Origin of the sequence: Clostridium sp. AWRP (assembly GCF_004006395.2) — a bacterium.
Lineage (GTDB): Bacteria > Bacillota > Clostridia > Clostridiales > Clostridiaceae > Clostridium_B.
The window spans coordinates 134,527-147,892 of sequence record NZ_CP029758.2 but is presented as its reverse complement, the minus strand read 5'-3'; the positions used below and the strand labels follow the sequence as shown (position 1 = coordinate 147,892).

The 13,366-nt window shown below is 28.9% G+C and carries 13 protein-coding genes; 6 read left to right on the top strand and 7 right to left on the bottom strand.

Annotated features, from left to right (window positions below; genetic code table 11):
• Positions 1-18 precede the first annotated feature (18 nt).
• The 3 genes from DMR38_RS00730 to DMR38_RS00720 all read right to left on the bottom strand — a co-directional run bounded on the left by DMR38_RS00730 (position 19) and on the right by DMR38_RS00720 (position 3,615).
• Complete coding sequence (locus tag DMR38_RS00730; protein WP_127719540.1) at positions 19-1,515, bottom strand: glucosaminidase domain-containing protein; 1,497 nt, start codon at positions 1,513-1,515, stop codon at positions 19-21.
• A 71-nt stretch (positions 1,516-1,586) separates the two neighbouring features.
• Entirely contained in the window at positions 1,587-2,492 is a 906-nt protein-coding gene (locus tag DMR38_RS00725; protein WP_127719539.1) for a polysaccharide deacetylase family protein, read from the bottom strand.
• A gap of 169 nt (positions 2,493-2,661) precedes the next feature.
• Positions 2,662-3,615, bottom strand: a complete 954-nt coding sequence (locus DMR38_RS00720; protein ID WP_127719538.1) for a polysaccharide deacetylase family protein — start codon at positions 3,613-3,615, stop codon at positions 2,662-2,664.
• 784 nt (positions 3,616-4,399) lie between these two features.
• Between DMR38_RS00720 and DMR38_RS21645 the strand changes: the two genes are divergently transcribed.
• Both DMR38_RS21645 and ispF read left to right on the top strand, forming a co-directional pair.
• Entirely contained in the window at positions 4,400-4,576 is a 177-nt protein-coding gene (locus tag DMR38_RS21645) for a hypothetical protein (protein ID WP_175412889.1), read from the top strand.
• Between the two features lie 67 nt (positions 4,577-4,643).
• Positions 4,644-5,123, top strand: a complete 480-nt coding sequence (gene ispF / locus DMR38_RS00715) for a 2-C-methyl-D-erythritol 2,4-cyclodiphosphate synthase (RefSeq protein WP_127719537.1) — start codon at positions 4,644-4,646, stop codon at positions 5,121-5,123.
• Positions 5,124-5,296: 173 nt separating this feature from the next.
• Here ispF and DMR38_RS00710 read toward each other — a convergent pair whose 3' ends face one another.
• Positions 5,297-5,890 carry a DUF1836 domain-containing protein gene (locus DMR38_RS00710; RefSeq protein ID WP_127719536.1) on the bottom strand — a complete coding sequence of 198 codons (594 nt, stop codon included), beginning with the start codon at positions 5,888-5,890 and terminating at the stop codon, positions 5,297-5,299.
• A 325-nt stretch (positions 5,891-6,215) separates the two neighbouring features.
• Between DMR38_RS00710 and DMR38_RS00705 the strand changes: the two genes are divergently transcribed.
• From DMR38_RS00705 to DMR38_RS00695, 3 genes are read left to right on the top strand one after another with little or no spacing between them, the layout of a single operon-like run.
• On the top strand, positions 6,216-6,800 hold the full coding sequence (locus DMR38_RS00705; protein ID WP_127719535.1) for a hypothetical protein: 585 nt from the start codon (positions 6,216-6,218) through the stop codon (positions 6,798-6,800).
• Between the two features lie 15 nt (positions 6,801-6,815).
• On the top strand, positions 6,816-7,466 hold the full coding sequence (locus tag DMR38_RS00700) for a PspA/IM30 family protein (protein ID WP_127719534.1): 651 nt from the start codon (positions 6,816-6,818) through the stop codon (positions 7,464-7,466).
• A gap of 8 nt (positions 7,467-7,474) precedes the next feature.
• Positions 7,475-8,128, top strand: a complete 654-nt coding sequence (locus DMR38_RS00695; protein ID WP_127719533.1) for a DUF1292 domain-containing protein — start codon at positions 7,475-7,477, stop codon at positions 8,126-8,128.
• A gap of 203 nt (positions 8,129-8,331) precedes the next feature.
• On the opposite strand, the gene DMR38_RS00690 is transcribed toward DMR38_RS00695, so the two are convergent.
• Positions 8,332-9,723, bottom strand: a complete 1,392-nt coding sequence (locus tag DMR38_RS00690; RefSeq protein ID WP_243124554.1) for an HDIG domain-containing metalloprotein — start codon at positions 9,721-9,723, stop codon at positions 8,332-8,334.
• Positions 9,724-10,275: 552 nt separating this feature from the next.
• On the opposite strand from DMR38_RS00690, the gene DMR38_RS00685 reads away from it, so the two are divergent.
• The gene (locus DMR38_RS00685) at positions 10,276-10,521 is read left to right on the top strand and encodes an AbrB/MazE/SpoVT family DNA-binding domain-containing protein (protein WP_065078899.1); all 246 of its coding nucleotides are present in this window, start codon (positions 10,276-10,278) and stop codon (positions 10,519-10,521) included.
• A 180-nt stretch (positions 10,522-10,701) separates the two neighbouring features.
• On the opposite strand, the gene DMR38_RS00680 is transcribed toward DMR38_RS00685, so the two are convergent.
• Both DMR38_RS00680 and DMR38_RS00675 read right to left on the bottom strand, forming a co-directional pair.
• A complete protein-coding gene (locus DMR38_RS00680; protein ID WP_127719531.1) occupies positions 10,702-11,748 on the bottom strand; it encodes a C40 family peptidase in 1,047 nt (348 codons plus the stop codon).
• A gap of 423 nt (positions 11,749-12,171) precedes the next feature.
• Positions 12,172-13,209 carry a C40 family peptidase gene (locus DMR38_RS00675; RefSeq protein WP_127719530.1) on the bottom strand — a complete coding sequence of 346 codons (1,038 nt, stop codon included), beginning with the start codon at positions 13,207-13,209 and terminating at the stop codon, positions 12,172-12,174.
• Between the last annotated feature and the right edge of the window lie 157 nt (positions 13,210-13,366).

Below are 13,366 nucleotides of genomic sequence, written 5' to 3'. Positions count from 1 at the left end.
GTGTTTTTACTATATTTATTATTTATATTTAGGTATTTCAAATTCTAATTCTAAATTGGAACCTGATGTTATATCCTGCATTTCCTTTATTATATTTGGTATTTGTTTATATGCCCAAGATATATCCGTAGCATATTCATGCTGTCCGGGATTCCCAGGATTCCACCTCATTTTATAAATAGTGTTTTGATTTGTTGATGGATTATTTATATACCACTTTCCTATCCACTGTGCTCCACCTGAAATAGCTCTCTCTACAGTAGTCCATCCATTCTCATATGCAGTTTTAGTTCCATTTAAAACAGCATTATCGTCTGTTGCATTTATTCCAAAGAAATTATATACAGGTACTCCATAAATATAATTTCCACTACTATCCGTTGCTCCACCATTTGCCAGCTTAGAAGTACCATTTCCTGTTTCAAGCATAGCATGTGAAACTAAATAAGCTACGCTTATATTATTATTTTTAGCTGCATCTAAAAATGCTTGTCCTTTCCCATCAAAAATTCCTTTTCCTTTTAGAAAATTATTTAGACTATCTGCTGTAACACCATCAGAATACGTAAGCTTTAAAAATTGATATTTACCATAACTGTCAAGAAAATTATTTGGATCAGAATAATATTTTATCTGATTTTTAGTTGCAGCATTGTCCATTACATTAGCTGCTACAAATACAGGTGTACTATCCGAATTTAACTGCGTATTTACCATATCATCTAAAGATATATCATAATTTATAAATTCACTAGACTTACTATCTACATTATCCACACATCTAAAATAATCTACATAATAGTTATCATATTCTGTATTCCCATCTTTATGGGCTCCAGTAACTCCTGTCCTTTTCACATAAATTACTGCTTTGTATTTTTCACCGTTAGTACCTGCACTCAACGTTTTTAAAGATGTTATTTTTCCGCTATCCTCATTAGTATATCCATTTGTAAGCTCAGTATAATTTCCATCCTTGTCATTTTGTCCATTTACAAAAATTCTATACTGTACATCTGATGAGCTATCACATTTTATAAAAAAGCCTTGTTTCTCGGATGACAGAAGTGGTGCATATTCAAATTTGTTGGAAGTTATCTTAGGAAGATCTGTATAACTTGTCCCATCTGAATATTTATTACTTGTAGTAAACTGCATACTTAAAGGGTTGGACAAATTTTTCCCTGAAGCTGATTTCAAGCCTTCCCCTATAACAAGATTATATTTTTCACTTGGATCATATCCTGATACTTTAGGACTTACCAGTACGGTACTTGGATCATTTCCCAAAGTTACTGCCACAGGAACCTGAACATTATTTTTATCAGTAACTTGTATGTTAGTACTATTTACAGTACTTGGTTCCAAATTGCTGCTGAATTTAACAGTCCACTCTTTATTGGTATCAATGTTTATCCTAGGAGCTCCCAGTGAAGAATTTGCAGATACCTTAAATTGAAAAGCAACTAGTGCAAAAGCTGCTGTTATTATAAGTGTCTTTACATTCTTATTCAATTTTTACCCCCCCCAAATATTTGAATTTTAATTATTTTATTACTTGAACGTATTACTCTAGGTAAAAGTTTTTACTTGTTGGTACTTTCATAATTTCCATTCGTAAGCCGTCTTTTAAATTCGTTCATTCCATACTTTTCACTTACATATACTCTGTGTAAAGTATATATTCCCTGGTCTTTATTAGTCCACCCCCCTGCTGTAGTAAAAGCCATACTATATCCTTCTGTCTTTAATGCCTTTATGGCACTTTCATTCCATTTGCCATAAGGATATGCAATATACTTTATTTTTTTATTAAGAAGTTTTTCTAAGAATTCCTTTGAATCTTTTAAAGTCTGTATTTGTTTGTCATAAGTTAACCTATCAAGTTTATCGTGATTTACTGTATGGCTTTCAATATCCATACCATAACTATCCATTTGCTTTAACTCACTGGAAGTTAAAAAATCTTTCTCGTTATTTACACTACTCGTAATCATAAACACGGTAGCTTTAAATCCAAACTCCTTTAAAATAGGAAACGCATTCTCATAGTTATCCTTATATCCATCATCAAGAGTTATCACTACAGATTTATTAGGAACCGGTTTATTATAAGCTAAAAAATTATAAAGTTCATTTAAAGTAAGAGTAGTATATCCATTGTCCTTTAAATACTTCATCTGTTCTCTAAATTTTTCCTTTGGCACCCTTAATTCATTTCCCTTTTCATAATCTATAGAATGATAATATAAAATAGGAATAGACTCAGAGTTATATTTCAAATTATTTCCTGTAAATTCTCTATCTTTAACACGTAGTACCTTTTTTATATTTGTTTGATTTTTTTTATCAGACTTTACATTTGATTTATTATCGACCTTTTTTTGGTCATTTGAAGATACAAGTTTAGTTTTGTAAACACTATGTACACCAATTATAAAGAAAATCAATAAACCTAGAGCAATTAAACCTTTTATATTTTTATTTTTCATATTATCTCTTCTTTCCAAACTAACCTGGATGATGCCTACAATTTTCTTATTAGTTATGTAAATTATAAACCTTCTAGTAAATAAAGTAGACTTTTTCCCAAATTTATTATATCAAACAATCATATACATAAAAAGTTTAATTTCAAAAGCCTATAAGTTGATTTTTGCTTTAAGCTATTGTTTTAAATTCATATCCCTGACCTTTTAGATATTCTATAATTTGAGGTAATGCTCTAGCTGTCTCTTCTTTACCATAAGTATCATGCATAAGTATAACAACTTTTTGTTGTGAACCCACACTCCTTTTTACGTGTTCTAAAAGCTGATCTGCATTTTTTCTTCTTCCTTCTGCATCACAATCATAGGCATTCCAATCTATGCTGTACATATCTTTTTCCTTTAGTCGTGCATTAAATTCATTTAAATTAGGATCATGATAGTATACCCTTGACATATACCCTCCTGGAAGTCTTAGTACCCTAGTATTAAAATCTTGTCCAACAATGTTCCTTATAGCTACATTATCCTGTTCAACTTCTGCCATAACAGTATCTACATCAAGTCTATTTCCAGGATATAGTTTTCTCATGCTGTGTGTATAAGTATGATTTCCAATAGCATGTCCCTCTTTAAATATTTCTTTTACTAGTTCCTTACTTTTTTCATTTTTTTCTACATTTTCTCCTAGCAAACAAAAAGTTGCTTTCACATTATAATTTTTCAAAGTATTCAATATTATTGGTGTCACAGTAGTAGAAGGTCCATCATCAAAAGTTAGAAATGCTATCTTCTTTCCGTCATTTGGAGCTTTATTGTCCAATATATCTTTTACTTTTTGTGCATCATAAGTATATTTCATTCCATCTTCAGATACATTATGTCTAATATTCTTGTCCTTATCTGAACCTTGTTTATTACTACTTTTTACGTTGCTTTTAGATACCTTCTTCTGACTAACTTCACTTCCAGTCTTTTTATCAGTAGATATTACCTTATTGGTTTTTGACTTATTCCCATGAAAATAATTATATCCCCCATAGAACAATCCAAAGACTACAATAAATCCGAGTAACATCAATCCACTATTTTTAAAAATCTTACTAAAGTTGTTCCTTGTTGTCATTATATATTATCTCCCATCCACTTTTATTAAATTAAACTCTGCATAAAAATCCTTTCTCTAACATATTAAAACATGTATCTTCATTTTTGTTAAACAAAATATTAATAAATTGTAAATTATTTTAGTCTTCGTTACATTTATAAGACCTATTGTATGTTTGATCTAAAATAAGAACTATATTCAACATTATCCACAACATTATTACATATTTTGTGGATAACATGTTATTTTTATATAATATAAATTATCCTTTCCCACTAATTTTCTGTCTGGGGTAAAGTTTAAAATCTAATATGTGTACCTTATTACTGTTATATTAGAAAAATATCTCTGAATAATAGTCATAAATACGGTATATCTAATAATATAATAGATACTACTAGTTATAGACTTTTCAACATTATCAACAGGTAATATGTTAATAAGTTGTGTTATTAACATATTATCTATAAAGCAAGATTTGATTATACATAATTTTTATACTATTTATCCACATTATCCACACTTTTGTGGACAACATGTGGATAACATATTATTTAGTAACACATTTAATCCTATATCCATATAATATTATTAACCACATAGTCACAAAGCTCATAAAACACAACTAACATTTTCCAATACAAAACAATATACCTTTTTATCTCATAAATTAAGGGGATTACCTTGTCCCCTTAATTTTATAATTGTGGTTCAATTAAATATTTTTTGTAATTTTCTTAACATACTTTTAAATTTATGTTATTATTATGGTAAGATCTTTTTATGGAGGGTGAGGTTATTTATGAAAGATAACGTTATCAAGGTAGATTTTTCAAGAAATAGAAAAAAAGATCCATTTTCACTTCTATTACTAATAAAGAAAACTTATAGAAAATTCTTTTACTCCATGTTTAAACCCTGCAAAACAAAGGATAAAAATAATAAAAATGTGATTCGAAGTTTTAAAGATATATCTTAAGGTGCCATTAAGTGCACCTTTTTATTATGTGTGTTAAAATATAATAAAAATTGAGGAGGAATTAAATGTGAAAATCGGGCTTGGTTATGATGTCCATAAATTAGGTTATAATAGACCTCTTATTTTAGGAGGCGTAAATATCCCTTTTGAAAAAGGCCTTATGGGACATTCAGATGCAGATGTACTTCTTCACGCAATAATGGATAGTCTTCTTGGAGCCTTATGTTTAGGTGATATTGGCAAACATTTCCCTGATAATGATGATAAATATAAGAACATATCTAGTCTTAGATTGCTCTCACATGTATCATCTTTAATTAGAGAAAAAGGATATAATATAGGAAACATAGATTCTATTATAATAGCCGAAAAACCTAAACTCTCTCCATACATACAAGATATGAGAATAAATATAGCTAAAACTCTAAATATAACTACATCTGTAATAAGTGTAAAAGCCACTACAGAGGAAGGTCTTGGCTTTACCGGCAAAGGAGAAGGTATAGCTGCTCAAAGCATCTGTTTGTTAACAGCTAATTCAAAATAAACTTTCTATGAACAGATTTCCCAAATTCTTTAATTTGGCAATAGTCGCTTTCACAGAATGCATGGGAGTATTGGAGCAGATAATCATCGAATAAAAATAACTTACCTAAATTTGATCTACATAAATCTAGGTAAGTTGCATAAAATATCACAATAAACTCATTTTTATCCCTTCTATTTTCCTTCATAGTTATTTACTATATTTTGAACTAGTTTCTTAATTGCACTCGCCTGGCAAATTAAAGATATTACCACAAAAAAGATACCTATCCTATCTTCATCATCAGATTTTAAGTCCATATCCTTTACCATATCTTGAAATTTTTTTTCATTAAAATGTTCTTTACTCATCAAATCATCAAGGCTATTGTTATGCAAATCCGAAAATATCTTATAGGCATTTTCCCATGATATTATATCATCTTCTCCATTGTTTATCTCATTAAAGGCAAGCCTGAAAACCTTTTTTATTTCCTCTGTGGTTAATATAGGTCTCATATAACTTAATAAAATGAGCTGTGTCAAATGAACTTTTGTATATCCTCTTTTTTTACCATCTTCGGGTTTAGATATGACTTCATTTTTAATATAATTCTGTATTATATTATTCGTATATTTTTCACCTTGAAACTTATCATTTAGATAGTCTGTAACCTGAGATAAAAATAAATCATACCTTGGCAAATCCTCATAAGGTACTATAGTATTATCTGATATATTCTTAGCAGCTTTGTTTATATATTCCATGCCAAATTTGTGTTCTTTCATTATTTACAACCTCCAAAATAACAGTTATTTTAACCTTAAAAAACCATATTAATATTATATGTTATATATATATTCTTTACAAACTAACTATTTATTAAATCAACGGAAATTTGTTACATTTTCTATATAAATCATGATAAACCATAATAAATCCTATTAAACCGTCTTAAATTGCCTAAAACAAGTTAATCTAATACTTGTTATAAGTTATATAATACTGTATAATGCTCTCATACTTAATGTTATAAAAATTTAATATTATTAACATCCACTAGCTATAAATATTATGTTACCATATAAGAAAAGATTCTTTTCTTTAAGGGGGGTGGCTAAAGTTAAATTAAATAAAAAATTCTTTATTATATCATTAGTGATGGCTTTTTTATTCTTATCGGTAGATTTGTTTACACCACAAGGAAATATTTTAAACATAAATAACAATACTGTATATGCAAGAAGCTCTGGTGGATTTAAATCAAGTGGATTTTCACACAGCACAAGTAGCTTTTCACATAGTAGTAGTTCCAAATCTTCCGGTGGTAGTTTTAAATCGGGTAGTTTTTCTTCCCCTAACTCTACCTATAAACAAAAAAATAGCACTAATAGTTCTGGAGGAGATTTTAAGTCAGGCAGTTTTTCTAATACACCTAATTCTTCTTCAAAATCTAGTAATCAAAATACTAATCAAAATAATTCTGGCTCCGGTCAAAATTATAGCAGTGGAAGTCATAGATCCTTTTTTCCTATACCTATACCCATCCCCTGGGGTCACAGCTCCAGTTATTATGGATATAGTGGAGGGCATAGCCTTTTAGCAAGCTTCTTTTGGGGTTTTGTTAAATTTGTAATATTAATTTTAATATTACTATTTATTATAAGAAAAATAAAAAAATTTAAAAACAGAAAATAACGAGGAGGATTTTTTATGGGAGTATTAAAAAGAGTATCAAATATTTTTAGGGCAAAAGTAAACAATACTTTAGATGATATTGAAAACCCTATTGAATTGCTTGATCAAAAACTAAGGGATATGGATGATAGCCTAAACAAAGCTAAATTATCATCAGCACAAATACTAGGTAATGTTCATGAAATTGAAAAGAAAATGGAAGAATCAAAAAGAGTATCTACTGAATTTGATGAGAAAGTAAAACTTGCAATGAGCAAAGGAAATGAAGAATTAGCTAAAAAAGCTCTAGCTAGGAAATTAGAAGCTGATAAAAGTTACAGTTCTTTAGAAGCCAGCTACAAAGATGCTTGTCAAAAAGCTGAAGCAGTTAAACATAAGTTAAAAGAACTAGAAGAAGAAATACACAAAACCAGAGTATATAGAGATGAAGCTGCAGCAAGATTTAATAATGCAGAAGCCACTAAAAAAGTAAATGAAATACTATCTAATGTAGAAACAGGAAGCAATAAAATAAATATTGATGACATCGAAAGAAAAATTCAAAAGAAAGAATCTTTAGCTGAAGGACTGGGAGATTTAAGAGAAGAGGATTCTTTAGAAAAGGAATTTAAAAAATTAGATGAAGTTGATCTTGATAAAGAATTGGAAAAATATAAACAAAATTAGGTGATATCATGAGTAAAGCTGACCAGTTCTTAAAACATGAAAAAGATAAATACGGCAAAATATTTGTAGCTATAAATTATGCTATAGATAACATTTCTCCTTTTTTAGATAAAGATATTTTAAATAGGAGAAAATATGTATCCAAAGTATCAACCTTAAAAAAATATATAGATTTAATTGAAGCTGCACAAGGTGAACTTAATACAGGAGGCTTTTTAAACAAGCTAAAAAGTGATAAATATATTTCTTTACTAGAAGATTATAAAAATGACAATTTAGAATCTTTATCCCAACTTGAGAAATGCAGTATCTGTCAGTGCCTTAACTGTACTTCAGATTGTAAATTTGACAGTTGCCTTGGATGTAAAAGTGGTTCTAAAATCGTAAATTGTGATAAAAAGAAAATAAACATTACAAGGCATGATAGCTTTTTTTTAAATCTTACTAACGACAAAACTGGTGAAAATGATAGGTATACAGTACTAGCCGTTCTTCAAGATGTAGAATTAGACAGAAAATATATAATAATAGAAAATATACACTCTAAAGAAAAGTTCATACTATATTATTATCCTGGAATTTCAGAAGACAGTTATGGAGAAATTTCCGATGCAGAAGAATTTGACTTTATAGTCTCAACTTTTCAAAGTCTAGAAGAATAAACAAAGTTCTTGATAACCGCTCTTTACATCCATTTAAAAAAGTGGATGGATTAGAGCGGCTAGCCATCGGATAAACGAATTTTCAGACACTTGTCCACAAAAATCATGAACTTATCAACATTTTCTGTGGATAAGTTCATGATTTTTGATATTAGTGCCATAAGCAAGAACTTACCCACATTGTGGATAAGTTCTTGCTTAATTTAAATATAGTTGTTATTTATTTTAACTTTTAAATAATTCAATGCTTCTTCTCTAGTTTGTATTTTTCCTAAATATCTAAATCTTGTCACATCTTCAAGAACATTTTTTACTTCAGGCCCCGATACATTTAAAATTTGAATAACATCATTTCCATTTAAAATTTTATATTTGTTTATACTACAATACAACTCATACTCTTTTAACATCTCTTCAATAAACATTTTAAATCTAACTTTTTCATTTTCAACATCCAAAAGCATTCTTGTAGCATAGTTATCACAATATGCAGCAGTTAGTATTTCTATTATATATCCATCATATTTTGAAAAAAACTTATAAAAATCATTCTTCCTATCTTTAGAATTTTGTTTAAAAATCTTCAGTGGATACATATGACCATCTACTATATTTTCTATATAGCTTTCTGCTTTTTGGGGAAATTTCATGTTCCTACAGAAATTCCTAGCTATGGCAGCTCCTTTCATTTCATGCCCCCAAAAACTTACCTTGTCTCCGTCCTTTCTATAAGCTTCATATTTACCTATATCATGCAAAAAACAAGCTAAAGACATATACTCTCTCAACTTAAATTCACCTATTTTATCTTCAAACACATGTAAATTTAATCCCTCAAGACTTACCTTACCATTTAAGATATCCTTAAATACACAATAAGTTAAATTCATATGAGTAAATACATCTTCTATATGATATGCACATTTCCCTATAGTTTTTAATTCTTCTATATAAGGTATAATATTTTTTAGTATTCCATAGTTATCTAAAACTTCAAAAGCCTTTCCCTGATTGTCCTTTTCTAATATAAGCATAAATTCTTTAAAGACTCTTTCCCTGGGCATATCCATTATCCTACAACCTAATTTTTCAATACATTTTTCCGTATCCAAATTAAAATGCATTCCATAAGATATATGAAACCTAACACCTCTAAGTATCCTGATAGGATCATTTTCTAAGCTCATATCAGTTACACTTTTAATTATTCTATTATCAATAGATCTTCTTCCATAAAAGGGATCAATAACTTTAACTTTATCTCCACTAAGCTTTATAGCTATAGCATTCATAGTAAAATCTCTATTCTTCAAATCCTCCTCAATAGAATCCCCCTCCATGAGAGATATATCTATTGAATTATTTCCTAGCATACATCTATATATACCTATTTCCTGCTTTATAGGGAAAAATTTATATTGTCTATTCTCAAGTTCCTCCATAAATTTTTCAATATTTCCATTAAATATAAAATCTATATCTTTAGGTTGAGCTGTTATACCAATCAACCTATCTCTTATATACCCACCAACTAAATAAACTTCTCCTCCTACTTTACTTACTACTTCTCTTGCGCTTTTAATAAAGTCTTTCACATAATCCAAATTAATCACCTACTTACTTATTATTTTATCACATAAAAATACTCTATTTCTATAAATAAAATTTCCTTTTTTTAAAATTATCAACATTATGTGTCTAAATTGCAGATATATTTTGGTAAAAATAATTCTAATACAACCTACTCTACTTCTATTTATTGAACTGTACATCTCTTATTTTAATATAAATGCCCTCTTATATCCATATAGATTATCAATATTAAAATTTCTTATCGAAAATTTCGACTTCAAATATTTAATTATCCATTTAGTTACTATTTTATAAAAAATATTTTTTGAAATTTCCTGATTTTGTACTTAATTCTAATATTAATTTCTTACATTTAAATCCTTGTTTATCATATATTATAAACTTTTATTAATATTGTTATTGACTTTTGAATATTATGGTAGTATATTAACTTTAGATGGAATTTGATTAGAAATTTGTAAAATATTTTATGAAATTATATTGACTTTTAATGTAATTTTTGCTATTATCTAATTGTAATCGTGTCGAATTATGGAATTAGAGGAGGAAAATTAATGAAATCAACAGGTGTTGTAAGAAGAGTAGACGAGCTAGGAAGAATTGTCATTCCTATAGAATTAAGGAGAACTTTAGACATTGCTGAAAAAGATGCCTTAGAAATATACGTAGATGGTGAACAGATTATATTAAAGAAGTATGAGCCTGCATGTATTTTCTGCGGTGACGCAAGAGACGTTGTAAATTATAGAGGTAAAAACATCTGCAAAAGTTGTTTAAATGCATTAAAAGAAGGCAAATAATCATTATTTAAAAGACCTGCATTATAATTATAATGCAGGTCTCTTTTTCTGTGTTGAACTTATCAATGAATCTAACCATTGACAATTTAAGATAAAAAAACATAGCTAAATTTCCTAAATACAAAATGAATTTAACTATGTATGTATGTTTAAACTTTAAAACAATATGTCATTAAATTATTATCTAACTCTTTTTCCACCCGTAAAATCTGATCTATTATCCAAAGATGCTATTTTAACTACATCTCCCGTTTTAGGTGCATTAATAAACTGTCCACCACCTACATATATTCCTACATGATACGCTGGAGAACCAAAGAAAACTAAGTCTCCTGGCTGAAGTTCATCTCTTGATACCGATGTACCTACCCTTTGCTGTTCCTGCGAAGTTCTTGGTAAATTAATTCCAAAGTGAGCATATACATATTGAACCAAACCTGAACAATCAAACCCTGAAGGAGATGTCCCTCCCCATACATACGGAACTCCTAAAAAGTTAGAAGCATATGCTACTACTGCATCAGATGATGCTATAGAACTTCCTCCTCTTGAAGCACTTTGCTGAACGTTACTTGCAGCTGAAGCAACTGCTTTTAAAGTTGCTTGATTGGCAATTTCTAAAGACTTTTCTTTCGCATCTAAGGATGCTATTACATTTTTTGCACTTTCTTTATCACTATTAAGCTTGGCCAACTTTTTTTCATTTTCTGACTTTAGTGCCAATAGCTTATTATTTTCATTATTTAATTTTTCTTTTCCATTAGCTAATTGCTCTTTTTTATCTTTTAAACTTCCTATAACATTCTTATCAAAACCCATTACTTTTTTAACATTATCTACCCTTGATATAAAATCATTTAAATTATCTGCATTCAATATTACTCCTAGGTAACTACTTATACCATTTATATACATAGCCTTTACTCTTTGATTGAACACTTGCTGCTGATTTTCCATATTTTTTTGGGCGGAATCTATATTAGCTTGAGTTTGTTTTATATTATTAGAAATTAAGGCAATACTCTTTTTATTATTTTCTAAGTCATTCATAGTCTGTGTTATCTGGTTGTCCATTTTTTCAGCTTTAACTTCTAATTCCTGCTTTTGTTGTTTAACCTGCTCTAATGAAGTAGATGAACTTGATGCACCTGGCGCGGCTAAAACATTTGCCCCTGTTGACAATGCTAAAGTTAATGCAATTGCAACAGATAAGGTTCTTTTATTCAAAACTTTTCTACCTCCTCATAAAATATTTAGTAGCTTACAAACTTGATCTTCTTATAACCCCAAAAAGCTGAGATTAGCAAGTAACGTATATCTATTATAACATTAAATTGACATATACCTCAACACATGCAAAAAATTTTCAGAAGAAATATTATAAATTTAAAATAAAATCAAATACTATTTTGTCAATTTATTAATCATATTCTATCTTTATTAACGATTTTTTATAAAAAATATGCAAATTTTAAACTTGCCTTTATTTTCTAACTATAGGCCTAAAAATTCTTATAAAATTCACATTTAAAAAGTTTCCTACTCTTTGTTTTTAAATCTGTAAATAAAAACATAGCTAAATCCCAAATCACAAAAATGAATTTAGCTATGTATGTATACTGAAATTTAAAATAATATGTCACTAAATTATTATCTAACTCTTCTTCCACCCGTAAAATCTGATCTGTTATCTAAAGCTGCTATTCTAACTGAAAGTCCAGTACGTGGTGCTTCAATAAACTTTCCATCACCTACATACATTCCTACATGATACGCCGGAGAACCAAAGAAAACTAAGTCTCCCGGTTGAAGCTCATTTCTTGATACAGGTGTACCCACATTTTGCTGTTCCTGTGAAGTTCTTGGCAAATTAATTCCAAAGTTTGCATATACGTATTGAACCAATCCAGAACAATCAAATCCTGAAGGAGATGTTCCTCCCCATACATAAGGAACTCCTAAAAAATTAGAAGCATATGCTACTACTGCATTAGATGATACTATAGTACCTCCTCTTGAAGCACTAACGTTACTTGCAGCTGAGGCAATTGCCTTTAAAGTTGCTTGATCAGCAATTTCTAAAGATTTTTGTTGTGCATCTAAAGATGCTATTACATTTTTTGCACTTTCTTTATCACTATTAAGCTTGGCCAATTTTTTTTCATTTTCTGATTTTAATGCCAACAGCTTATTATTTTCACTATTTAATTTTTCTTTTCCATTAACTAATTGCTCTTTTTTATTTTTTAAATCACCTACAATATTCTTGTCAAAACCCATTACTTTTCCAACATTATCTACTCTAGATATAAAATCGTTTAAATTACTTGCATTTAATATTACCCCCAAGTAACTACCCATGTTATTTGTATACATAGCCTTTGCTCTTTGATTAAATACCTTCTGCTGGCTTTCTATACTAGCTTGCACAGAATCTATGTTAGCTTGAGTTTGTTTTATACTATTAGAAACTGAGGCAATACTTTTTTTGTTATTTTCTAAGTCATTCATAGTTTGTGTTATTTGGTTGTCCGTTTTTTCAGCTTTAACTTCTAATTCCTGCTTTTGTTGTTTAACCTGCTCTAATGAAGTCGATGAACTTGATGCACCTGGCATGGCTAAAACATTTGCCCCTGTTGACAATGCCAAAGTTAATGCAATTGCAACAGATAAGGTTCTTTTATTCAAAACTTTTCTACCTCCTCGTAAAATACTTAACAGCTTACAAATTTCAGCCCTTTATAACCATAAAAAGTTCAAATTTGCAAATAACATGTTTCCATTATACCATTAAATTGGTATATACCTCAACACATATAAGAAATTTATATCAGAGATATTATAA

What these genes read in the sequence shown, in the direction of transcription:
- DMR38_RS00725 (WP_127719539.1), bottom strand. Translation starts at nt 2,492, where the DNA reads ATGAAAAATAAAAATATAAAAGGTTTAATTGCTCTAGGTTTATTGATT.
- DMR38_RS00720 (WP_127719538.1), bottom strand. Translation starts at nt 3,615, where the DNA reads ATGACAACAAGGAACAACTTTAGTAAGATTTTTAAAAATAGTGGATTG.
- DMR38_RS21645 (WP_175412889.1), top strand. Translation starts at nt 4,400, where the DNA reads ATGAAAGATAACGTTATCAAGGTAGATTTTTCAAGAAATAGAAAAAAA.
- DMR38_RS00710 (WP_127719536.1), bottom strand. Translation starts at nt 5,890, where the DNA reads ATGAAAGAACACAAATTTGGCATGGAATATATAAACAAAGCTGCTAAG.
- DMR38_RS00700 (WP_127719534.1), top strand. Translation starts at nt 6,816, where the DNA reads ATGGGAGTATTAAAAAGAGTATCAAATATTTTTAGGGCAAAAGTAAAC.
- DMR38_RS00695 (WP_127719533.1), top strand. Translation starts at nt 7,475, where the DNA reads ATGAGTAAAGCTGACCAGTTCTTAAAACATGAAAAAGATAAATACGGC.
- DMR38_RS00685 (WP_065078899.1), top strand. Translation starts at nt 10,276, where the DNA reads ATGAAATCAACAGGTGTTGTAAGAAGAGTAGACGAGCTAGGAAGAATT.